19 protein-coding genes, 1 tRNA gene and 1 other RNA gene are annotated in these 20,174 nt (G+C 62.1%); 10 read left to right on the forward strand and 11 right to left on the reverse strand.

From position 1 onward, the window contains the following. Positions 1–109: 109 nt before the first annotated feature. Positions 110–823: a M48 family metalloprotease gene (locus tag OVA07_RS02975; protein ID WP_268169984.1), complete on the reverse strand. Its 714-nt coding sequence runs from the start codon at positions 821–823 to the stop codon at positions 110–112. Between the two features lie 196 nt (positions 824–1,019). Here OVA07_RS02975 and OVA07_RS02980 point away from each other — a divergent pair, with 196 nt between their 5' ends. The 5 genes from OVA07_RS02980 (at position 1,020) to OVA07_RS03000 (ending at position 4,277) form a co-directional block, all read left to right on the forward strand. Further along, positions 1,020–1,418, forward strand: coding sequence for a Mov34/MPN/PAD-1 family protein (locus OVA07_RS02980; RefSeq protein WP_268169985.1), 399 nt, complete (start codon positions 1,020–1,022; stop codon positions 1,416–1,418). Positions 1,419–1,488: 70 nt separating this feature from the next. Then, positions 1,489–2,130, forward strand: coding sequence for a histidine phosphotransferase family protein (locus OVA07_RS02985; protein WP_268169986.1), 642 nt, complete (start codon positions 1,489–1,491; stop codon positions 2,128–2,130). Positions 2,131–2,147: 17 nt separating this feature from the next. Further along, complete coding sequence (locus tag OVA07_RS02990; protein WP_268169987.1) at positions 2,148–2,852, forward strand: N-acetylmuramoyl-L-alanine amidase; 705 nt, start codon at positions 2,148–2,150, stop codon at positions 2,850–2,852. Between the two features lie 9 nt (positions 2,853–2,861). Continuing rightward, an RNA gene (gene rnpB / locus OVA07_RS02995) (RNase P RNA component class A) lies at positions 2,862–3,276 on the forward strand. A 44-nt stretch (positions 3,277–3,320) separates the two neighbouring features. Continuing rightward, complete coding sequence (locus OVA07_RS03000) at positions 3,321–4,277, forward strand: cation diffusion facilitator family transporter (protein ID WP_268169988.1); 957 nt, start codon at positions 3,321–3,323, stop codon at positions 4,275–4,277. Positions 4,278–4,566: 289 nt separating this feature from the next. On the opposite strand, the gene clpX is transcribed toward OVA07_RS03000, so the two are convergent. The 6 genes from clpX to OVA07_RS03030 form a co-directional block, all read right to left on the reverse strand. Continuing rightward, complete coding sequence (gene clpX / locus OVA07_RS03005; protein WP_268169989.1) at positions 4,567–5,826, reverse strand: ATP-dependent Clp protease ATP-binding subunit ClpX; 1,260 nt, start codon at positions 5,824–5,826, stop codon at positions 4,567–4,569. A gap of 150 nt (positions 5,827–5,976) precedes the next feature. Further along, positions 5,977–6,684: an ATP-dependent Clp endopeptidase proteolytic subunit ClpP gene (gene clpP, locus OVA07_RS03010; protein ID WP_268169990.1), complete on the reverse strand. Its 708-nt coding sequence runs from the start codon at positions 6,682–6,684 to the stop codon at positions 5,977–5,979. 130 nt (positions 6,685–6,814) lie between these two features. After that, entirely contained in the window at positions 6,815–7,525 is a 711-nt protein-coding gene (locus tag OVA07_RS03015) for a thermonuclease family protein (protein WP_268169991.1), read from the reverse strand. A gap of 89 nt (positions 7,526–7,614) precedes the next feature. After that, a complete protein-coding gene (locus OVA07_RS03020; protein ID WP_268169992.1) occupies positions 7,615–8,310 on the reverse strand; it encodes a hypothetical protein in 696 nt (231 codons plus the stop codon). A 232-nt stretch (positions 8,311–8,542) separates the two neighbouring features. Continuing rightward, a complete protein-coding gene (tig, locus tag OVA07_RS03025; protein ID WP_268169993.1) occupies positions 8,543–10,087 on the reverse strand; it encodes a trigger factor in 1,545 nt (514 codons plus the stop codon). 73 nt (positions 10,088–10,160) lie between these two features. Beyond that, positions 10,161–10,245 (reverse strand) — tRNA-Leu (locus OVA07_RS03030). Between the two features lie 142 nt (positions 10,246–10,387). Between OVA07_RS03030 and OVA07_RS03035 the strand changes: the two genes are divergently transcribed. After that, a complete protein-coding gene (locus tag OVA07_RS03035) occupies positions 10,388–10,561 on the forward strand; it encodes a hypothetical protein (protein ID WP_268169994.1) in 174 nt (57 codons plus the stop codon). A gap of 23 nt (positions 10,562–10,584) precedes the next feature. On the opposite strand, the gene sppA is transcribed toward OVA07_RS03035, so the two are convergent. Then, positions 10,585–12,474 carry a signal peptide peptidase SppA gene (sppA, locus tag OVA07_RS03040; RefSeq protein ID WP_268169995.1) on the reverse strand — a complete coding sequence of 630 codons (1,890 nt, stop codon included), beginning with the start codon at positions 12,472–12,474 and terminating at the stop codon, positions 10,585–10,587. A gap of 87 nt (positions 12,475–12,561) precedes the next feature. Here sppA and OVA07_RS03045 point away from each other — a divergent pair, with 87 nt between their 5' ends. Both OVA07_RS03045 and OVA07_RS03050 read left to right on the forward strand, forming a co-directional pair. After that, positions 12,562–13,587, forward strand: coding sequence for an aspartate carbamoyltransferase catalytic subunit (locus OVA07_RS03045; RefSeq protein WP_268169996.1), 1,026 nt, complete (start codon positions 12,562–12,564; stop codon positions 13,585–13,587). Then, positions 13,584–14,813 carry a dihydroorotase gene (locus OVA07_RS03050; RefSeq protein ID WP_268169997.1) on the forward strand — a complete coding sequence of 410 codons (1,230 nt, stop codon included), beginning with the start codon at positions 13,584–13,586 and terminating at the stop codon, positions 14,811–14,813. The genes OVA07_RS03045 and OVA07_RS03050 overlap by 4 nt, the downstream gene beginning before the upstream one ends. 62 nt (positions 14,814–14,875) lie before the next feature. Here the strand turns inward: OVA07_RS03050 and OVA07_RS03055 are convergent, their stop codons facing one another. Genes OVA07_RS03055 through OVA07_RS03065 form a run of 3 tightly spaced genes read right to left on the reverse strand, consistent with a single transcriptional unit; the run spans position 14,876 to position 17,490 of the window. After that, complete coding sequence (locus OVA07_RS03055) at positions 14,876–16,195, reverse strand: SPOR domain-containing protein (RefSeq protein WP_268169998.1); 1,320 nt, start codon at positions 16,193–16,195, stop codon at positions 14,876–14,878. Between the two features lie 22 nt (positions 16,196–16,217). Next, a complete protein-coding gene (locus tag OVA07_RS03060) occupies positions 16,218–16,751 on the reverse strand; it encodes a hypothetical protein (protein WP_268169999.1) in 534 nt (177 codons plus the stop codon). Between the two features lie 13 nt (positions 16,752–16,764). Further along, a complete protein-coding gene (locus OVA07_RS03065; protein WP_268170000.1) occupies positions 16,765–17,490 on the reverse strand; it encodes a ParA family protein in 726 nt (241 codons plus the stop codon). Between the two features lie 300 nt (positions 17,491–17,790). Here OVA07_RS03065 and OVA07_RS03070 point away from each other — a divergent pair, with 300 nt between their 5' ends. Both OVA07_RS03070 and OVA07_RS03075 read left to right on the forward strand, forming a co-directional pair. Further along, positions 17,791–18,930: an SPOR domain-containing protein gene (locus OVA07_RS03070; RefSeq protein WP_268170001.1), complete on the forward strand. Its 1,140-nt coding sequence runs from the start codon at positions 17,791–17,793 to the stop codon at positions 18,928–18,930. Between the two features lie 4 nt (positions 18,931–18,934). Beyond that, on the forward strand, positions 18,935–20,146 hold the full coding sequence (locus OVA07_RS03075) for a DUF418 domain-containing protein (protein ID WP_268170002.1): 1,212 nt from the start codon (positions 18,935–18,937) through the stop codon (positions 20,144–20,146). Positions 20,147–20,174 lie beyond the last annotated feature (28 nt).

A 20,174-nucleotide genomic window follows, 5' to 3' on the forward strand; every position in this document is an offset into this window, starting at 1 on the left:
CATCGCTTCTGCCACAGCTGGGCCTTTCACAGCCGCGGTCAAAACCTTTATCCGGCGGGCAGGAAGATCTGGTCATTCCACGAAATAGCTTTCAATCCGACTCTCAAACTCACTTGATCTTCGCACGCATCCGCTTGGCCCGCTGGGCGGGGTCAGGGTGGGTTTTCAGCAGCCCGATGCCGCCACCGCCACCCAGTGCCGCCAATTTGTCCATCGCAGTGGCGCAGGCTGGCTGCGGGTAGTTTTTAGCGGCCATGAATGTCAGCGCGTAATCATCAGCCGCAGTTTCTGCTGCTTGCGAATGCTGGGCGTTCAGCACATTCCCGATCAGCCCGCCAAGTTCCGAACTGGCAAGCTTGCGCACGCCGCCGCTGGCTGTGCCCGCAACGCTCAACGCTGCGTCCTTTTGCAGCGCGAGTTTCATGCGTTTTTTCCCATGCTCAAGCTTCACATGCCCAATCTCATGGCCGATCACGCAACGCACTTCATCGTCGGTAAACTTGTCCATCAGCCCAGAATAGACCCGCACCGTGCCATCGCCCATGGCAAAGGCATTCACGTCGCTGGCGAGGTAGGCCTTGATATCAAGCTTCAGTCCGTCATAGCTGACCAGCCCCGTGGTGAGTTTGGCCAGGCGAACGGCATAGGGGTTCTTGGCCGGAGGAATCGTGTTCTGCCGGTCCAGTTCATCGGACATCTGCGAGAAGTAGGATACGATCTGCTCGTCCGAGATCGTTGCAGCCTGTGCAACCTTCTTGGCCGAACCCAGTAAATCGCCAAAACTCTGCGAATGAGCCGGCACTCCAAAAGAAAGCAGGGCCACCCCTGCCACGCCCGCGAATGCAAGAGTCGGCGAAAAGCCGGATGACGTTCCAATTTTCCTGCGCATGATAGCTCCCGTTTGCATGCACGATGCCCACCTGTTGGCATCCGGACAAGCACGGACATCGCCATTTTGGATTACGCCGCAAAATCGGCGATACCTTGCCAGTTGCGCGCCAAGGCGCCACATCAGTTACATGGCCCTCACGATCAGCCATTCCGCCCACGCATCCATGCTCGCCATTTCGCGCGACACCGCGCCAAACGAGGCTTGCGGTCTGCTGTTTGGCAATAGTTCACACATTGAAACCTGCGTGCCGACCGCCAATGTCGCGCCAGACCGCACGCGCCATTTCGAGATCGATCCTGCCGCACTGGTTGCTGCCCACCGCGCCGCGCGCGATGGTTCCGGGCCGGACGTAATCGGCTATTTCCATTCGCACCCCAACGGCCTTGCGCGTCCTTCGGCCATCGATGCCGCCAGCGCGGCGAGCGATGGGCGGATATGGGCGATCGTGGCAAGCGAGGCGATTACGTGTTGGTGCGATGGGCCTGACGGGTTCGAACCGCTTTCCTATGTGGTCGCACAAGGCTAAGGCTGACCCCAATCGCGCGATGGCGTGACCTGCGCAAAACACTTTCAGATAAAAGGGCTGAACCCTGAACATGACCGCCTCCGCTCTCGATCTTGCCAGCCTGCTCTGCTCACGCCTGTGCCACGACATGCTCAGCCCGGTGGGCGCGCTTTCCAACGGACTTGAGCTTCTGGCCGAAGAAAAAGACCCGGAAATGCGCCAGCGCTGCTTCGAACTTCTCGAACAAAGCGCCAAGGCATCGGCTGACAAGCTTAAGTTCTTCCGTCTGGCCTTTGGCGCGGCAGGCGGCCTTGGCGATCAGGTGCCGGTGGGCGAAGCGCGCGCGCTGGTCGATGCACTGGCTGGTTCGAACGGACGGATCACGGTGAACTGGATGTTCGGCGCGGACTATCTAGCCAAGCCTGCCGCCAAGACCTTGCTGAACCTTGCCCTGATCGGGCTGGATGCGCTGGTGCGCGGCGGCACGCTGGATATCGGCGCAGAAGTGCGGGACGGCACCACCGAAATCGTCGTCCGCGCCGCCGGACAGCGCGTGGCATTCGATGCAACCGTGGGGCAGGCGCTCGAAGGTACCCTGCCCGCAGCAGAACTTTCCAGCCGCACGGCTCCTGCGGCCATGGTGCAGCAGCTTGCCGCATCGGTCGGCGGCGGCGTGCAGGTCCATGTCACGGCAGAAAGCCTGGTCATGGGCGCCGTTCTTCCGGCGGCCTGAGGGACGACCGGAACGCTATGCGCCGCTGGCTCGTCCATCGCGATGTGCCCTCGCCCAACTGGAACGAGCGCAAATTGCCGATCTCGATGGTCGTGCTGCATTATACCGGCATGGAATCCGGGCAAGCCGCACTAGATCGGTTGTGCGATCCAGCGGCGGAAGTCTCTGCCCATTACATGATCGACGAGGACGGCACCGTCACCCAGCTTGTCGATGAGGACAAGCGCGCGTGGCATGCCGGGCGGTCATCATGGCGCGGCATCACCGACGTCAATTCGGCCTCGATCGGCATCGAAATGGTCAATCCGGGCCACGAATTCGGCTATCGCCCCTTTACCGATGAACAGATTGAGGCGCTGCTGCCGCTGCTGGCCGACATCGTGAAACGCCACAACATTCCACGCGCCAACGTGGTCGGCCATTCCGACGTTGCGCCCGCGCGCAAGGACGATCCGGGCGAACTGTTCCCGTGGGAAGTGCTGGCCCGCCATCGCCTGTGCCTGCCCACGCCCAAGCTGACCATGCGGCTGCTGTACGACAATGAAGGCGCGTTCTTCCTCGCACTCGAACGCTTCGGCTATGACATCACCGATCAGCCCGCCGCCGTGCGCGCGTTTCAGCGGCGATGGCGGCCCCAGCGGATCGACGGAATCGTCGACGGCCAGATCGGCGCGCTTCTTTTCGAACTGCTGTTGGAACGCGACCTCGGCCATGCTAGGTGACCGCGCGTGTCAGGGGGCCGGGCAGCCGCGTCAGGAGCGATCCTGCCGAGGAAAGTCCGGGCTCCACGAAACAAGGGTGGCGGGTAACGCCCGCCGGGCCTGAGGCTTCTGGTCAAGGGAAAGTGCCACAGAGAGCAGACCGCTAATCCTGAGCTTCGGCGCAGGACAGCAAGGGTGAAAGGGTGCGGTAAAAGCGCACCGCGCGACCGGCGACGGAAGCGGCACGGCAAACCCCACCCGGAGCAAGATCGAATAGGGACTGCGCGCCTCTTGCAGGCAGGCTTGTTTCGGGCCAGCAGTCCGGGTTGATTGCTTGAGCGTTCCGGCAACGGTCCGCCTAGAGGAATGGCTGCCAGCGGCGATACGGTCCACTTGTGGGATACCGTCGGCGTTACAGAACCCGGCTTACAGGCCCCCTGACACATCAAAGCGATTTGCCATCGGACGCTCAGACGTTAGGGAAAGCGCATGTCCGGCATCCATCATCACCATCATCACGATCATGCCCACAGCCACGGGCATTCCCATGGCCACGGACACAGCCACGCGCCCGCCAGCTTTGGCCGCGCCTTTGCCATCGGCATTGCGTTGAATCTTGCCTTCGTGATCGTCGAAGCGGTCTATGGCGTGATTGCCGGGTCGATGGCGCTGGTGGCCGATGCCGGGCACAACCTGTCGGACGTGCTGGGGCTGGTCATCGCATGGGGCGCCAGCGTGCTGTCAGCGCGACCGCCATCGGCGCGGTTTACCTATGGATTCAAATCCAGTTCGATCCTTGCCGCGCTGGGCAATGCAGCCTTCCTGCTGGTGGCGCTGGGCGCCATTCTGGTGGAGACAATCCGCCGCCTGATCGAACCCGAACCCGTTGCAGGCGGACCGGTAATGGTCGTGGCCAGCATTGGCATAATCATCAACACGGCCACTGCGCTGATGTTCATGCGCGGACGGCACCACGACATCAACATTCGCGGTGCCTATCTGCACATGGCTGCCGACGCTGCCGTATCAGCCGGTGTGGTGGTGGCAGGACTGCTCATCACGCTAACCGGCGCGCAGTGGATCGATCCGGCCACCAGCCTTGCCATTGTGGGCGTGATCGCCATCGGCACATGGGGCCTGCTTAAGGATTCGCTGAAGATGAGCCTGCACGCGGTGCCGCCGGGCATCGATGAAAGCAAAGTCCGCACATTCCTGACCGGGCTGAACGGCGTAGAGGCTGTCCACGATCTGCACATCTGGCCGATGAGCACCACCGAAACCGCGCTGACCGCGCATCTGGTGATGCCCGGCGGCTATCCGGGCGATACCTTCCTGCACCATCTGGCGCACGAGCTGGAACACGATTTCGGCATCGGCCATGCGACGGTGCAGGTGGAAACGCTGGATGGGGAACAATGCACCCTGCTGGATGACCACACGGTCTGACCTGCCAGCCAGACCTGCCCATGCGGGAATAGTCCCAAAGGACACCTCGCCCGCCCTGCGCAAATGGCGCATCTCCTGAGGCGGAGATGTTTCGGCCGGGTCAGAACTACCCCTCCGCCCCGGTTCCTCCCACACTTGCCGGCTCTTCGTTCCCTTCGGCCGGATGCGCATTCCTTACGGCGCGCTGCATTTGCGGTGCGCCGTTTTTTTGGACCAGTTCGAAACGCAAAACCCCCGAAGGATCAAGCCTCCGGGGGTTTGCAATGTCAGTCGGGCGAAACAGCGCCGATCAGGCGGCAGCTTCTTCCTTGCCCTTGTGGACGCGAACAGGTTCCTTGCGGCCTTCGACCACATCCTTGTCGACCACGACTTCGGCAATGTCGGTTTCGGTCGGCACGTCGAACATCGTGTCGAGCAGCAGACCTTCGACGATCGAACGCAGCCCGCGGGCACCGGTTTTGCGTTCGATGGCCTTCTTGGCGATGGCTTCAAGCGCATCGTCGGTAAAGGTCAGCGCCACGTCTTCCAGTTCGAACAGCTTGGCATACTGCTTGATAAGCGCGTTCTTCGGTTCCTTCAGGATCTTCACCAGCGCTTCGATATCGAGATCGTTGAGCGTGGCGATTACCGGCAGGCGACCGACGAATTCGGGGATCAGGCCGAACTTGAGCAGGTCTTCCGGCTCGGCCTTTTGCAGCAGTTCACCAACCTTGCGCTTTTCAGGATCGGCAACATGGGCGCCAAACCCGATTGAACGCTTCTGCAAGCGGTCCGCGATGATCTTTTCCAGACCGGCAAACGCACCGCCGCAGATGAACAGGATGTTGGTCGTGTCCACCTGCAGGAATTCCTGCTGCGGATGCTTGCGGCCACCCTGCGGCGGGACAGAGGCAGTCGTGCCTTCCATCAGCTTGAGCAGGGCCTGCTGCACGCCTTCGCCCGAAACATCGCGCGTAATCGACGGGTTTTCGGCCTTGCGGCTGATCTTGTCGATTTCGTCGATGTAGACGATGCCATGCTGCGCCTTTTCGACGTTGTAGTCGCTGGCCTGCAACAGCTTCAGGATGATGTTCTCAACGTCTTCACCCACGTAACCGGCTTCGGTCAGCGTGGTTGCATCAGCCATGGTGAAGGGCACGTCAAACGTCTTGGCCAGCGTCTGCGCCAGCAGGGTCTTGCCCGAACCGGTCGGCCCGACCAGCAGGATATTCGACTTCGAGAGTTCAACCTCGCCGCCCTTGCCGCTGTGCTTAAGACGCTTGTAGTGATTGTGTACCGCCACCGAAAGCACGCGCTTTGCGCGGTCCTGGCCGATCACGTAATCATTCAGCGTTTCGAAGATGTCGCGCGGAGTGGGAACGCCGCCGTCCTTCTTTCCGGCAATCCCGGCCTTCGTTTCTTCACGAATGATATCGTTGCACAGTTCGACGCATTCATCACAGATGAATACGGTCGGCCCGGCGATCAGCTTGCGCACTTCATGCTGCGATTTGCCGCAGAAGCTGCAGTAAAGCGTGCTCTTGGTATCCGATCCAGAAAGCTTGGTCATTCGTCCATCCCAGGCGCCCTTCCACGAAGGGCCGGCCCGATTATCCTACTACCGCAAGGGCATTAATCAACCGGACTCGAAAACAGGTAACAAGTCCCTACCGGAGCAAGCCTTTCGCCAAGCTTAAAGCTGCCCCGGCCGGGCAAAACATCATGCAGGCGCGCCGCCCGAACCTTCGTCACCGCCCACCACATCAGTCGTCGGACGCGATTCGAACACCTTGTCGACAAGGCCGAACTTCAGCGCTTCTTCCGCTTCGAGGAAGGTGTCGCGATCCATCGCCTTTTCGATTTCATCCAGCGTGCGACCGGTGAACTTCACGTAAAGGTCGTTCATCCGCTTGCGAATGCGCAGGATTTCGCGCGCCTGAATTTCGATATCCGAAGCCATGCCACGTGCGCCGCCCGACGGCTGATGCACCATGATGCGGGCATTGGGCAGCGCAATACGCATGCCCGGTTCGCCCGCCGCCAGCAGGAACGAACCCATCGACGCAGCCTGACCGATGCACACGGTAGAAACGCGCGGGCGGATGTATTGCATGGTATCGTAGATCGCCAGACCCGCCGTCACCACGCCGCCGGGCGAGTTGATGTACATCGAAATGTCCTTCGACGGGTTTTCCGATTCGAGGAACAGCAACTGGGCGATGATGACCGAGGCCATGTGGTCCTCGACCTCGCCCGTCACGAAAATGATGCGTTCGCGCAGCAGACGCGAATAGATGTCGAAGCTGCGTTCGCCGCGGCTCGATTGTTCGACCACGACCGGGATCAACGCGCCGGTGACGGGATCGGTGGTGAACTTGCCCTGATTGCCGTAGACGGGGGCGCCGGACGCGCCGAACAGGTCGAGCATGGGAATCCTCATATGGTTGAACCGCCTATGTCGCGTGCCATGCCGCGATGTTCAAGGGCGTTAACCCCAAATCCGCGCAAACCCGTGGATGGACGTGAACCGCAGCCACAAAAAGATGGGATCCACGTGATTATCCGCCACGCGAACGGCGGAAACCTGCGGCCTGCGCCTCCTCCTCGGTGCAGAAAAGTGCTTCGGGGCGCGTTCCATCATAATATTTCATACCCGGCAGATAATAGATCAACTCGCCCATTCGGCGGCTGTCGTTGCCCTTGATTGTGCAGCCAAAGGCATTGCGATAGACCTTTGTCCGCCCCGATTCGTTTCGGGCTGCGGCAGCGCGGACAGGCGGCAACCCCGCTTTGGGGTTGGCCTTGCGCCACACATCGGGCGAATCGAAATCGCCTGCCCAGATACCAAGCCGGTGCCGCTTTACCCGCTCCTGAAGGTGCGCCAGCGTGGCCTCTCCTTCAGGCGTCACAACCGCAAGACCTGCGCCCACCATCGCTTCGGCCAGTTGAACGTCGCCCGCGCGGCAGGTTGCCAGAAGCGCGTTGTCGGGCGCGGGCTGCCGCCCTTCGCAGATTACCTCCTGCCCGGCGATTATGGAGGCAAGCTGATCTCTGGCCTGTGCCCCGCACGCCCATTCGGCCCCATCACGCTTGCACGTCTGACGCAGTTCAGGCGCATCGCTTTCCACCAGACGCAGGCGCTGCCCGGTCATCTCAAGCGTGTCGCCATCAAGCGCTACCGCCTGCCCGTTAATCACTTGCGCAGACAAAGGTGATGCCAAACTGCCAAGCGCGAACAAGAGCGCAATGCCTGTAAAACGAAAACGCAACGCGGGCTTCCTTGGAGGATTTCTGGCTTGCAGAATTTCTGAATGAACCTGCTCTGCGTTCAAAGTCTTAGGAAATAGTATTCACGGCATTAAACCGATTGCTCGGCCGCGACGTCCTTAAGGGCTTCAAGTGCTTCGAACCGGGATTGCAAGGCATGATGGCGCGCGCGGGCCTGCGCAATTCTGGCACGCTGGCCCCGCCAAGTGGCAAGCCAGCGCGCTGCGCCCTGAAGCCAGTGACCGATGGCATTGATAAAACCGCCATTATGGCCTGCGGCTACCAGCGATTGGGCGCGCGACAGGGGCTGCATAATATCAGCAGGCGGGACGACGGAGCGTGCCTCAACCCGCAGTTCAACCTCAGGGGCTGCCTGCATGGCCAGCGCGCGGGACAGCAGATCGACGGTGGGCATAGGTTCGGCTTTCGCAGGAATGGCGTTCGCAATGACGACCGGAGGATTGGGCATGGAGGCTGCTTTGCGCGCGGCCTTGGCCACAGGTGCGGGCCGCTTGGCAGGACCGGCTTTGCGCCCCGACGATACCTTGCGTTGTTTGGCAGGACGCTTCCGTTTGGGCGCAGCGGGCGGCACAGGCGCTTCGGGCCAGGGCACGACTGCAATCACTGCACCACGCGGCGGCGGAATAATCAGCCCTGCCGGAAAAGCGGGCGGATTGCCGTGCTTCAACAGAAAGGCAGGCTCACGTCGGTTCGTGCGTTTGGCGGGCGATTTTGCCCTACCTGAAACGCGCGGCTTGGCAGCAACTCGATTGCGGACGGTGTGCATCGCAGTTCCCCGGATAGAGGGCCTTGCCGATGGATTCTGACACAGTGCGAATCACCTGCGAATCACCAAACTGATCGGGTTTCGACCGACCGGCCAATTCGCCAGCAAACTGCGCATTCATACGGCGCGCATCTACGTAAAAACCTGGGCTAAAACGGCAGTGGCCCGGCACGCTGGATGCGCACCGGGCCACTTGTCAGACCCTGCAATCACACGGTCGATCCAGATTGGATCAGCCTTCGGTCTTCTTCTTGGCCGGGGACTTCTTCTTCGGAGCTTCTTCAACAGCCGGAGCTTCGTCCTCGGCAGCGGCCTTCTTCTTCGCCGGAGCCTTCTTCTTGGGCGCTTCATCCGCAGCAGCTTCTTCAGCGGCTACCGGAGCTTCTTCCTTGGCGGCCTTCTTCTTCGGCGCAGCCTTCTTCGCCGGAGCCGCTTCAGCAGCAGCGCCTTCTTCGGCTTCGATCGCGGCCTGCAGTTCGTCGCGGGTCACTTCGCGTTCGGTGACTTCGGCCTTGTCGAACAGGAAGTCGACAACCTTGTCTTCGTACAGTGGCGCGCGAAGCTGGGCTGCGGCAAGCGGTTCCGAACGCACGTAATCGACAAAGCGCTGGCGATCCTGTTCACGGTACTGCTGCGCCGCCTGACGGATCAGCATTTCCATTTCCTGCGCGCTCACAGCAACGCCGTTGGCCTGGCCGATTTCCGACAGAAGCAGGCCCAGACGCACGCGACGTTCGGCGATCTTGCGGTAATCGTCCTTCTCGGATTCGATTTCCTTGAGCGCTTCTTCGGGGTTTTCCTCGCGCTGCGCTTCCTGCTCAAGCTGCGCCCAGATCTGTTCGAATTCGGCTTCCACCATCGACGGCGGCACGGCGAAATCGTGGCCAGCGGCAAGCTGATCCAGCAGTGCGCGCTTCATCTGGGTGCGGGTCAGGCCAGCGGTTTCCTGTTCAAGCTGACCCTTCAGCAGAGTGCGAAGCTGTTCCAGGCTTTCCAGGCCAAGCATCTTGGCAAATTCGTCATTCGCTTCGAATTCACCGGGGTTCTTCACCGCCTTGACGGTGATATCGAAGGTGGTTTCCTTGCCAGCAAGGTTAGCGGCAGGATAATCTTCGGGGAAGGTTACGGTGATGGTCTTTTCATCACCAGCCTTGGCACCGACAAGCTGTTCTTCAAAGCCGGGGATGAAGCGACCGGCACCGATTTCCAGCGCTTGATCTTCAGCCGTGCCGCCTTCGAAGGCCACGCCATCAAGCTTGCCAAGGAAGTCGATGATGAGCTGGTCGCCATCCTTCGCCTTGGTGCCCTTCTTGGCTTCGGTGAACGACTTCTGGCCGGCAGCGATACGCAGCACGGCCTCGTCGATCTGTTCATCCGTTACCGGAACAGTCAGCTTTTCAAGCTTCAGGCCATCGGTCGAAGGGGCTGCGATTTCAGGCAGGACTTCCAGCTCGACGGTCAGTTCCGCGTCCTTACCTTCGTCATAGCCTTCGCCCAGCGCAACGGCGGGCTGCATGGCGGGACGCAGCTTGTGGTCAGCAACCAGCTTGTCCATCGCAGCGCGGATCGAGGTCTGCAGCGCTTCTTGATGAAGCTGCGCGCCGTGCATCTTGCGCACGAGGTTGGCGGGAACCTTGCCGGGGCGGAAGCCGGGCATCTTGATCTGCGGCGCGATCTTCTTGACTTCACCTTCAACCCGGCCGGCAATGTCTGCCGCAGGGATGGTGACAGTGTAGGCGCGCTTCAGGCCCTCGTTGGTGGTTTCGACGATCTGCATCCTGATCCAACTTTCATGTATGTCACGCGCTTGCTGGCGCGGAAAAAGCTGACTCGGACGCCGGCGCGCGGACTGGTGCGGGCGAAGGGACTCGAACCCCCACATCTTGCGATGGCAGGACCTAAACCTGCTGCGTCTACCAGTTCCGCCACGCCCGCATCCGGCGAAAAGCGAGCGGTGCCCCTATCGTAGTGGCTGGAAAAGGGCAAGCGCCTTGGATTTGTGTGGCGAAGACATTGGTGGAACCGCCCCGGTCGCCAGATGGTTTGCCTGTTACATCAAACGGCAAGGACGCATCACATGGCTACCCAACCTGACCGAATCGAACCGCAATCTCCGCCTGAAATGCCGCCAGTCATCACGCCGGATGAAGCCCCACCGGTGATTCATCCTGATGAAACCTCGCCGAGCGAACCGGGCGTGATCGAGCCGGGCAGCCCACCGGAAATCGTGCCGCCCGGTGATTTGCACTGATCCGCACGACTGAAACGAATCAGTCAGTGCAGAAACCGGGACAGTAAAGTCAGCCATCCGGACGAAGCCTGCGCACCGCCAGCAGGGCGCACTGTGCGGGCTTCGCCACTCTGGCATTCAAGACAATAGGCCTGAATGCCCGTCCCGCCGATCAATCGGGAAAGATCAGCCTCAAGCCTTGCCGCCACACCCTGCTGCTGGCGAGACAATGCACCCGCAAGATCCTGTGCGCCCGCTTTTGCGTGGCCAGCTTCACCCGCCATCATCTCGGTCAGAAACGCAGAAAGCGTATCCGGCTCACTCTCGACAAAGGCGATGTGCCATTCTTTGGCCCCGGCCTTTCCGGCAACCCATGCCGCTGCATCGTCCAGCCCGCCGAACTGGTCGACCAGACCGATCTGCCGCGCCGTGCCGCCATCCCAGATGCGCCCTTGTGCGACCTTGTCGATTTCCTGCGGAGTCTTGCCACGCGCCTTGGCGACATAGCCCAGAAAACGGCCATAGGTCTGTTCCACCTGCCCCTGCAGCAACGCCGTGACTTGCGGATTGAGGCCGCCCAAAAGGTCAGGCTGGCCCGAAAGCGGAGTCACGCCGAACCGGTCGGTGGTGATACCCGCCTGCGGCAATGTGGCTTCAAAGCTGGGCATAACCGCGAAAACGCCAATCGATCCGGTGATCGTGCTGGGCTCAGCAAAGATGCGCTGGGCTGGCGTGGACACCCAATACCCGCCGCTGGCCGCAACGCTGCCCATCGATACCGCCACGGGCAGCCCCTTGGCTCGCACGCGCTCTACCGCTGCACGGATACGTTCGGACGCCATCACCGAACCGCCCGGCGAATCGACCCGCAGCACAAGACCTGCGTAATCATCACTCTTGGTCACGCCATCCAGCAGATCGGCAATGCGATCCCCGGCGGCAACGCCGCGCCCGGCATCACCATCAACGATTTCGCCCGCCACGGTGACCACGGCAATCGCCTTGCCCGCATCCGAAACGGTCTTGTCCGCCAGATAGACTTTCAGATCGGTCGATTTGAACGACCCCAGTGGCCCTTCATTGTCGGCTCCTGCCAGTTCTGCGACACGCTGACCAAAGGCAATCCGATCACCCACACGGTCAACCAACCCGGCCTTCACAGCCGCCTGTGCCGCGTCGCCACCTGCATCGGCCACCCATTTGGCCGGGTCTGTCGTCACCAGCGCAAGGTCAGCCTTGGGCCGCGCCTTTTTCACCTCGTCCTGCCAGTTCTGCCACACCGCACCATAGACAGCGCTCATCGCCTCGCGCGATTCGGGCGAGGCGTCGCTGCGGAAATAAGGTTCGACCGCGCTCTTATAGGTGCCCACCTTGAAGATGTGGGCGTTGACTTTCAGCTTGTCGATCAAGCCCTTGTAAAACAGAAACGTGCCGCCCGGCCCGGTCAGCGCCACCCCGCCCATCGGATCGACCCAGGCTTCGCTGGCATGGGCAGCAAGCTGCATGGCATCGTCGGTATAGACCAGCGAACGCACCAGCACCGGCTTATTGGCCGCGCGCACTTTGTCCATTGCCACGCCAATCTGTGACATATGGACCGATGACCCGCCGCCGAAATGCTCAAGATCCAACACAACCGCCTTGATCCGCTTGTCATCTGCAGCTGCCGCAATCGCGCGTGCCACATCACGGCTGACGTATTGGGTGGGCGGCGCATCGCCCGACAGAAGCAGGTCGGTTGCCGAAACGTCCGCTGCTTCTTCCACGATGGCCCCGTCCAGCGGCAGATACAGCGCGCCATCACGGACCATGCCGGGCGCGGGCCTTACTGCCAGCGCGGCATAGAGCAGCGCAAAAAACAGCAGCAAAAACAGCAGGACAAGGCCATCCTTGATGGCGACGAGGATCTTCCAGACCGAACGGGCAAAGCTCATGATGCCAACTCTATTGTGGACGAATGTCCATAGCCAGCGGGAAACCGCTTGAGAGGCACGATATCGGGGTTTAGGGGACTGTCTTCAATGCAAACCTCAACCACACCCCCAGCAGGCCGCTATCCAGCGGGCGGCCTTGCCTATCCGCACCGTGATCTGACCGGCATCGGCCAGCTTGCCCGGCACGAGATCCTCTATCTTCTGGATGAGGCGGAACAATGGGTGGAACTGAACCGGCAAGCCAAGAAGAAGACCGATCTTCTGGGCGGGTTGACCATCATCAACGCCTTCTTCGAAAACTCCACTCGCACGCTGCTGAGCTTCGAAATCGCGGGCAAACGCCTTGGCGCGGACGTGGTGAACATGCATGCCGCCACCAGCAGCGTGAAAAAGGGCGAAACGCTGATCGACACGGCGATGACGCTGAACGCCATGCGCGCCGACGCCATCGTCATCCGCCACGCCAGTTCGGGCGCGGTGCGGCTGATCGCGGAAAAGGTGGACTGCCCCGTGCTGAATGCTGGCGATGGGCAGCATGAACACCCGACGCAGGCCCTGCTGGATGCACTGACCATGCGCCACGCACTGCAACTGCCGCTGGGCAGCGATCTGAATGGCCTGAAAGTGACGATCTGCGGCGACATTTTGCACAGCCGCGTCGCCCGCTCGAACATCCTCAGCCTGACCGCACTGGGGGCCGATGTGCGCGTCTGCGCCCCCCCCGCACTGATGCCGACCGATATTGAAGCGATGGGCGTGACCCCGTTCCACGATTTCGACGTCGCACTGAAGGGCGCGAACGTGGTGATGATGCTGCGGCTTCAGCAGGAACGCATGTCGGGCCAGTTCATCCCTTCCCCACGCGAATACCGCCATCTTTACGGACTGACCCCAGAACGGCTGACCAAGGCCGAACCTGATGCCTTCATCATGCATCCCGGCCCGATGAACCGTGGCGTCGAAATTGACAGCACTGTGGCCGATCACCCCACCCGCAGCCTGATTACCCGGCAGGTGGAAATGGGCGTCGCCATCCGCATGGCCTGCCTTGAAGTGCTGACCCGCCGCGCCCGCCATGTGCCGGGCTGGGAAGCAGAAGGAACCCCCGCATGATCCCCAGCCCGCTGACAATTACCGGCGGCAGGCTGGTAACTCCCGGCTGCGAACCACAGGCAGGCGCGATCCGGTGTGAAGATGGCCGCATCGTCGCGCTGGGCAACATATCGCCGCAGGACGGGGACGAGGTGTTCGACGCAAAGGGCGCACTGATCGCACCCGGCCTGGTCGATCTTGGCGTCTTCGCCATCGACAAGCCCGCGTTCCACTTTGGCGGCATCACCCGCGCGGGCCTGATGCCCGATCAGGGACCACCGCTGGACCATCCGGCACGGGTCCGCTTTGCCGCGCAATCGGGCAAGCCCGACCTGTGGGTCCACCCACTGGCTGCGGCCACGCGGGGCCTCGAAGGCAATGAACTGGCAGAACTGGCGCTGATGCGCGATGCCGGAGCCAAGGCGGTTTCCACCGGGCGCGGCTGGATTGGCGATTCGGGCGTCATGCTCCGCCTGCTCAGCTATTGCGCCATGCTGGGTCTTGTCGTGGTCACTCATGCCGAAGACGCCGGAATCACCGGCAGCGCAGTTGCCACCGCGGGCGATGTCGCCACGCGGCTCGGCCTGCCCAGCGCCCCGTCCGAAGCCGAAGCGCTGGCCGTGGCGCGCGACATCGCACTGGCCGAACTATCCGGCGCGCATGTCCATTTCCGGCAGGTAACAACTGCTGGCGCACTCGATCTGGTGCGTGCGGCCAAGGCGCGCGGCGTGAAGATTACCGCAGGCGTAACGCCAGCGCACTTCACCCTGTCCGATCTGGAACTGGTCGGCTTCCGCACATTCTGCCGCATGTCACCGCCGCTGCGTTCGGATTCGGATCGCAAGGCGGTGATCGCCGCAATTGCCGATGGCACGATCGACGTGATCGCATCGGGCCACGATCCGCGCGGCCCGGAAGACAAGCGCTTGCCCTTTGCCGATGCGGAACCTGGCATGGCAGGTGCCGAAACGCTGCTCCCGCTGACCCTGACGCTGGTGCGCGATGGCCCAATTTCCATGGCCCGCGCATTCGAACTGCTGGCGACCAACCCGGCCCGTTTGCTGGGCGTCAACGCAGGCGTGCTGGCCACGGGCATGGAAGCGGACATCGCCATCGTCGATCCCGTCCGTCCGTGGATCGTGAATGCCGACAAGATGGCAGCAGCCGCAGGCAACACCCCGTTTGACCGTCGCCCGGTAGAAGGCCGCGTCACGGCCCTGTTCAAGGGCGGCACACAGGTCAGCTAAACCGAATGGGGCGCGGAACCCGAAAGTCCCGCGCCCCATTCCGTAACTCTGTCATTGCTGGATCAGCGCTTGACCATCCGCGTGTCAACCGCGCGCTTGCCGGGCAACATCTCACCCTGCCCACGCATGACCATGCAGGCACCACCCTGCGCCTTCACTGTTCCGCACATTGAACTGGCCAGCGCCTGATTGGCAAAACCTGCGGCCTGAACCCGCCAGAACGTCTTGCCGTTCACCGCGACTCGCGTGGTCATGTTGCGATAGCCTTTGAGCGCGGGATTGCGCGCCGTGAAGTGGCGCCACGCCCTGCGCGCGCCTTCCGCGCTGGAGAACGAACCGAGCTGGACCAGATGTGTGCCGCGCGTGGCCACAAAGGCCTGCCTCACTGGCGCTTTCGATGCCGCAGGCGCAACTTTCGCGCGCACCGTCATGCCGTGGTGAAGGGACGAAGCTGGAAGATCTATCAGCGCCAGCTGCTCTTGCCGAGGCTGCGACGATGCATCGTCCAGCGAAGGTGTAGCCGCGCCGCTCTGGTCGACCGCAGGCAGTTCACGCACGGCGGCTTCGGCCAGTGCCGGTGCCGCCGCTGGGGATGCTGCGGCCCGCGTCGCCGCTTCTGCGGCAAGCTGGTCGGTCGCCGGATAGTTGACCAGCGCCAACGCAGTGGGCTGGCCTTCATCGGCACGCACGGGAACGTCCAGCAAGCCTGCAATTCGCTGACGCATCAGCGCCGGGTGGCCCATCTGCGCCCACTGTTCCATGCGGCTGCCCAGCTCGTCTGCCGGCAAGTCCTGCGCAGCCATCGTGCGTGCTTCGCGCCACTGACCGCCAAGGGCATAGGCCAGCGCCAGATTTTGGCGGACTTTCGTGGTATTTTCACCGCCGCGCAATGTATTGGCCAGCACGGCCACGCCTTGCGCAGGCTGCCCTGCCAGCGCAAGCGCCAACCCGTAATCCGAAGCTTCAAGGCTGTCGCGGTAGGAATTGAGCGTGTCGATGGCCTCGACATTGCGGCCCAGCGCGATGTCGGCCAGAGCAAGGCTCAGCGCCGCCTGGCTGCTATCCACACCCAGTTCCATCGATTCGTCATAGGCTTGCCGCGCGGATTCGAACCGGCCTGCTTTAAGATAGGCATTGCCCAGCAGCACGCGATAGGCCGCGTTGCGCGGATCGGCCAGCACCGCCTTTTCGGCGTTGTCGACCGCGCTGGCTATGCGCCCCTTGGCCATGGCTGCTTCGGACGACGCGGCAAAACTGTCCGGCTTGGCGCCGCCTGTGGCGCAGCCAGTGAGCACGCCGGCGGCCAGCGCAGAGGTAATGATAAGCCGCGCCGTGCGATGAGGCGCAAAGCAGGCAGCGAAGGCAGAGAAGCGCTTGGTCATCTTCCAGATCCCTTCGGGTGTATCAATCACGCTGTGCACGGCGGGCAAGTTCATCAAGCCCAGGAATATCGGCCAGAAAACGGTCGAGCGCTTCGGTCACCACGGCCTGCGCACTGCGATCCTGCAACGTGCTGGCCAGCCGCAGACGCAGATGGCGATAATTGTCGATGCGCAGGGTAAAGGCAGCCTTGCGCCCTTCCTGCAGCGCCGAACGCACCAGTTTACCGCCCTTGGTGCGGACTTGTGGCATGAACTTTTCCGGTTCCTGCTCGATCGCGGCAGCAAGAGCATCGATCTGCTGCAACACCACCGGCTTTTTGGTCAGCGCGCGGCGGGGCGGCATCTCTTCTTCGCCCAACTGGTCATGATCGATATGGCCAAGGCCCAGATCGTTCCAACCCAGATCTTCCAGCATTTCGGGCGAAATCGGCTCGCCGGTGTCGAATGCTACAGGGTGCGGACTGTCCGGCAGTTGCGAACGCATCGCCGGACGAGCGCCACCCTTGCGGGCCAGCAGGCTGGATGAAAGCGAGGCCAGAGGTTTGGCAAGACTCATATGCCGCCCCCGCTCACGAACCGACCACGCGGCGGCCAAAACCACCAGCGGGGCGCTGCGCCCCAGCCATCGGCATGGCCGCAGCCTGATGCGGAACGGCAAACACGGTGCGGCGGAAGTTCTTTTCCAGCCGCTCCGAAACATACGTCCACAGCGCGGTAACTTCCGCCGCAGAACGCCCTTTCGGATCGACCTCCATCACCGTGCGGCCGTCAATCATGGATGCGGCAAAATCGGTGCGATGATGCAGCGTGACCGGTGCCACGGTGCCGTGCTGGGAAAGCGCGACAGCAGCTTCGGATGTAATACGCGCCTTGGGCGTTGCGGCATTGACCACAAAGATCAGCGGCTTCCCGGCGCGTTCGCACAAGTCCACTGTAGCGCCCACGGCCCGCAAGTCGTGCGGGCTGGGGCGGGTGGGCACAACGATCAGTTCAGCCACCGCGATCACCGACTGTATCGCCATGGTGATCGCAGGCGGGGTGTCGATCACCGCCAGTTTGAAGCCTTGCTGCCGCAGGATCGCAAGGTCGCTGGCCAGACGTGCCACGGTGGTCTGGGCAAAAGCCGGAAACTCAGCCTCGCGCTCATTCCACCAATCGGACAGTGAACCTTGCGGATCGATGTCGATCAGCACGACCGGGCCTGCGCCCGCCCGCTGAGCCTGAACAGCAAGATGACCTGACAGGGTCGTCTTGCCCGAACCGCCCTTTTGCGATGCCAATGCCAGTACGCGCAAAGCCAAATCCCCTGAAAATCTCGAAATCGTGAATGATGGATTCGCAGATTGGGTTGAAATTTTGGTTAACACGGCCCCCAACCATTGTTCCGCAATGGTCCGGTGTGGATAGCGAAGGCGCTTTCACCTCTTGAAAACGCACGCTAAGACTTCGCTAACGCTGCATTGACTATAGGGCGAAACCACAAGCCCTGCGCTCACCGGACAAACCCGGTCGTGACGACAGCCGGGCATGGGTTGCAAAAATCACTTTCCGATACGGACAATCACCAACCACTGGCAGGCACAGGCGTTCGCAACATGGTTCATTTCAGGCAGGCAATACTTCTGGCTAAAGTATCTGCGGCAACAGGCATCGCACTGGCCCTCACCGCCGCGCCCGCCCGTGCCGATGTGAAAGCGGGCGTCGATGCGTGGTCACAGGGCGATCATGCCGCCGCGGTCAAGGAATGGCTTGGCCCGGCTGCACGCGGCGATGCCGATGCCCAATTCAACATGGCGCAGGCCTACAAACTGGGCAAAGGCGTGCCGCAAGATAGCAAGCGCGCAGAAGCCTGGTATCGCAAAGCGGCCCAGCAAGGCCACATCAAGGCCGCCGATACGCTGGGCTTGCTGCTGTTTCAGGAAGGCCGCAAGGCTGAAGCCCTGCCCTTCCTTAAAGCTTCGGCTGATCGGGGCGAACCGCGTGCCATGTATATCCTTGGCATTGCCCACTTCAACGGTGACATTGTCAGCAAGGACTGGGTGCGGGCCTATGCCTTGATGAGCAGGTCCGCCGCCACCGGGCTGGATCAGGCCACCCGCAGCCTTGCGACGATGGACGGAATCATCCCGCTGGAACAGCGCCAGATGGCCATGTCGCTGTCGGCCAACCTTGAACAGAAGGCACAGGAAAGCCGCGCCACCCAGCTTGCCGCCGCCGATCTTGGCGTAAAGGCTGCCCCCACCGCACCGCTGCGTGCGGCAATGCCGGGACAGGCGCTCGAACGGGCCGACCTTCCAGCCTCCACACCTGTTCCCGGCGGCCCGGTTACCGCCGGGGCCGATTTCGCAAACCCGGTCGCCATGCCCCAGCCCTATACGCCTCAACCCAAGCGGATTTCGGTAACCAAGGTGCCTGTGGCCCAAGCAGCGGCACAACCTGCCGCCACAAAGCCTGTCACACCCAAACCGCCAACATCCAAACCGGCAGCACCGGCACCGCAAGCCAAGGGCAGCTGGCGCGTCCAGCTCGGCGCATTCGGGGTCAAGAGCAATGCCGATGGTCTGTGGGCCAAAGTGCGCAACCGCGCAGAACTGGCCGGACACAGCCGCATCGATCTGCCTTCGGGCGGTGTCACGCGCCTGCTCGCAGGCGGCTTCTCCGGTCAAGCCGAGGCTGACAAGGCCTGCGCTGCGCTCAAGTCTGGCGGCTTTTCCTGCATGGTGATAAAGCCCTGAGGGCTTGCCCCGGACCGACGCCTCCCCTCACCGCATAGATGTGCTGGATTTCCTGCGCGGCGTGGCCGTGCTGGGCATTCTCGCGATCAACGTGACCGGCTTCTGGGGACCGTCGCTGGCGACGTTCTCACCCGCAATCCCACATGTCGAACCCGGTTCCGAAGGCTGGTTCGCCTTCGCCTTTGTCGTGTTCGAAGGCAAGATGCGCGCGCTGTTCAGTATTCTGTTCGGTGCCAGCATGGTGCTGTTTGCCGATGCCGCAGAACGTCGCGGACTTGATCCCGACCGCGCGCAGGTCCGCCGCCTGCTGTGGCTGATGGTCATCGGCTATTTGCATTTCGCGCTGCTGTGGTGGGGCGATATCCTGCTGCCTTATGCGCTGTGCGGCATGGGCGCCCTGTTGCTGCGTCAGTTGCCGCCTGCGCACATCGGCGGGCTCGCCATTGCCTTTTACCTGCTCTCCCAGACGGTTGAGGCTCTGCTGGACCTTCCGGGCATCTTTATTGAACAAGCCGTACTGGCGGGTACGGCCAACGCTGCGGATATGGCGCAACAGGCCGCGATGATGCAGCGCATCGCCGCTTCGGTGGCCGAAGACAGTGCCGTGCTGAATGCCGGTTTTCTTGAAGCGATTCACCTCAAACTGACGCATTCCGCACTCCAGCCCTTCACCGTAACCCTTTCGACTTTCACCGAAACCCTGCCACTGATGCTGTTGGGCATGGCGCTGGTGCGGGGTGGATTTTTCGCCACGTGGCGCGCAAGACATCTTTGCCTCGTGGCCGGCGGCGGGGTAATACTGGGCGGCATCTCCACAGTGCTGGCCGGGCAATGGCTGTCTGCACACAACTGGCCGCCGCGCGCCATGTTTGCCGCTATCGAACACGGCATGGCCATACCTCACCTGCTGATGGCGCTGGGCTATGCCGCAGGTCTTGTGTTGCTGTTTCCGCTGTTGCGCGATTCGGGCGCATGCCGCGCGCTGGTCGCGGCCGGGCGATGCGCCTTTTCCAACTACATCGGAACAACCGTTCTGATGGGCGCGATCTTTTCCGGCTGGGGTCTGGGGCTGGGGCCAGAACTGCCGCGCATGTGGTTGCCCGCCTTTGTCCTGCTGGGGTGGGCGGCGATGCTGTCATGGCCGCGCTGGTGGCTGTCACGTCATGCTCAGGGGCCTTTAGAGGCACTCTGGCGCAAACTGGCGCTAAGCCGTTAACCTTGTCCGGTAATTGCTTGAACCCCCG

The sequence above is a fragment of the Novosphingobium sp. SL115 genome, assembly GCF_026672515.1.
Taxonomy (GTDB): Bacteria; Pseudomonadota; Alphaproteobacteria; order Sphingomonadales; family Sphingomonadaceae; genus Novosphingobium.

Excerpts from the sequence above, each read along its gene's own strand:
- OVA07_RS02980 (WP_268169985.1), top strand. The coding sequence starts at position 1,020 with ATGGCCCTCACGATCAGCCATTCCGCCCACGCATCCATGCTCGCCATT.
- OVA07_RS02985 (WP_268169986.1), top strand. The coding sequence starts at position 1,489 with ATGACCGCCTCCGCTCTCGATCTTGCCAGCCTGCTCTGCTCACGCCTG.
- OVA07_RS02990 (WP_268169987.1), top strand. The coding sequence starts at position 2,148 with ATGCGCCGCTGGCTCGTCCATCGCGATGTGCCCTCGCCCAACTGGAAC.
- OVA07_RS03000 (WP_268169988.1), top strand. The coding sequence starts at position 3,321 with ATGTCCGGCATCCATCATCACCATCATCACGATCATGCCCACAGCCAC.
- clpX (WP_268169989.1), bottom strand. The coding sequence starts at position 5,826 with ATGACCAAGCTTTCTGGATCGGATACCAAGAGCACGCTTTACTGCAGC.
- clpP (WP_268169990.1), bottom strand. The coding sequence starts at position 6,684 with ATGCTCGACCTGTTCGGCGCGTCCGGCGCCCCCGTCTACGGCAATCAG.
- OVA07_RS03020 (WP_268169992.1), bottom strand. The coding sequence starts at position 8,310 with ATGCACACCGTCCGCAATCGAGTTGCTGCCAAGCCGCGCGTTTCAGGT.
- tig (WP_268169993.1), bottom strand. The coding sequence starts at position 10,087 with ATGCAGATCGTCGAAACCACCAACGAGGGCCTGAAGCGCGCCTACACT.
- OVA07_RS03035 (WP_268169994.1), top strand. The coding sequence starts at position 10,388 with ATGGCTACCCAACCTGACCGAATCGAACCGCAATCTCCGCCTGAAATG.
- sppA (WP_268169995.1), bottom strand. The coding sequence starts at position 12,474 with ATGAGCTTTGCCCGTTCGGTCTGGAAGATCCTCGTCGCCATCAAGGAT.
- OVA07_RS03045 (WP_268169996.1), top strand. The coding sequence starts at position 12,562 with ATGCAAACCTCAACCACACCCCCAGCAGGCCGCTATCCAGCGGGCGGC.
- OVA07_RS03050 (WP_268169997.1), top strand. The coding sequence starts at position 13,584 with ATGATCCCCAGCCCGCTGACAATTACCGGCGGCAGGCTGGTAACTCCC.
- OVA07_RS03055 (WP_268169998.1), bottom strand. The coding sequence starts at position 16,195 with ATGACCAAGCGCTTCTCTGCCTTCGCTGCCTGCTTTGCGCCTCATCGC.
- OVA07_RS03060 (WP_268169999.1), bottom strand. The coding sequence starts at position 16,751 with ATGAGTCTTGCCAAACCTCTGGCCTCGCTTTCATCCAGCCTGCTGGCC.
- OVA07_RS03070 (WP_268170001.1), top strand. The coding sequence starts at position 17,791 with ATGGTTCATTTCAGGCAGGCAATACTTCTGGCTAAAGTATCTGCGGCA.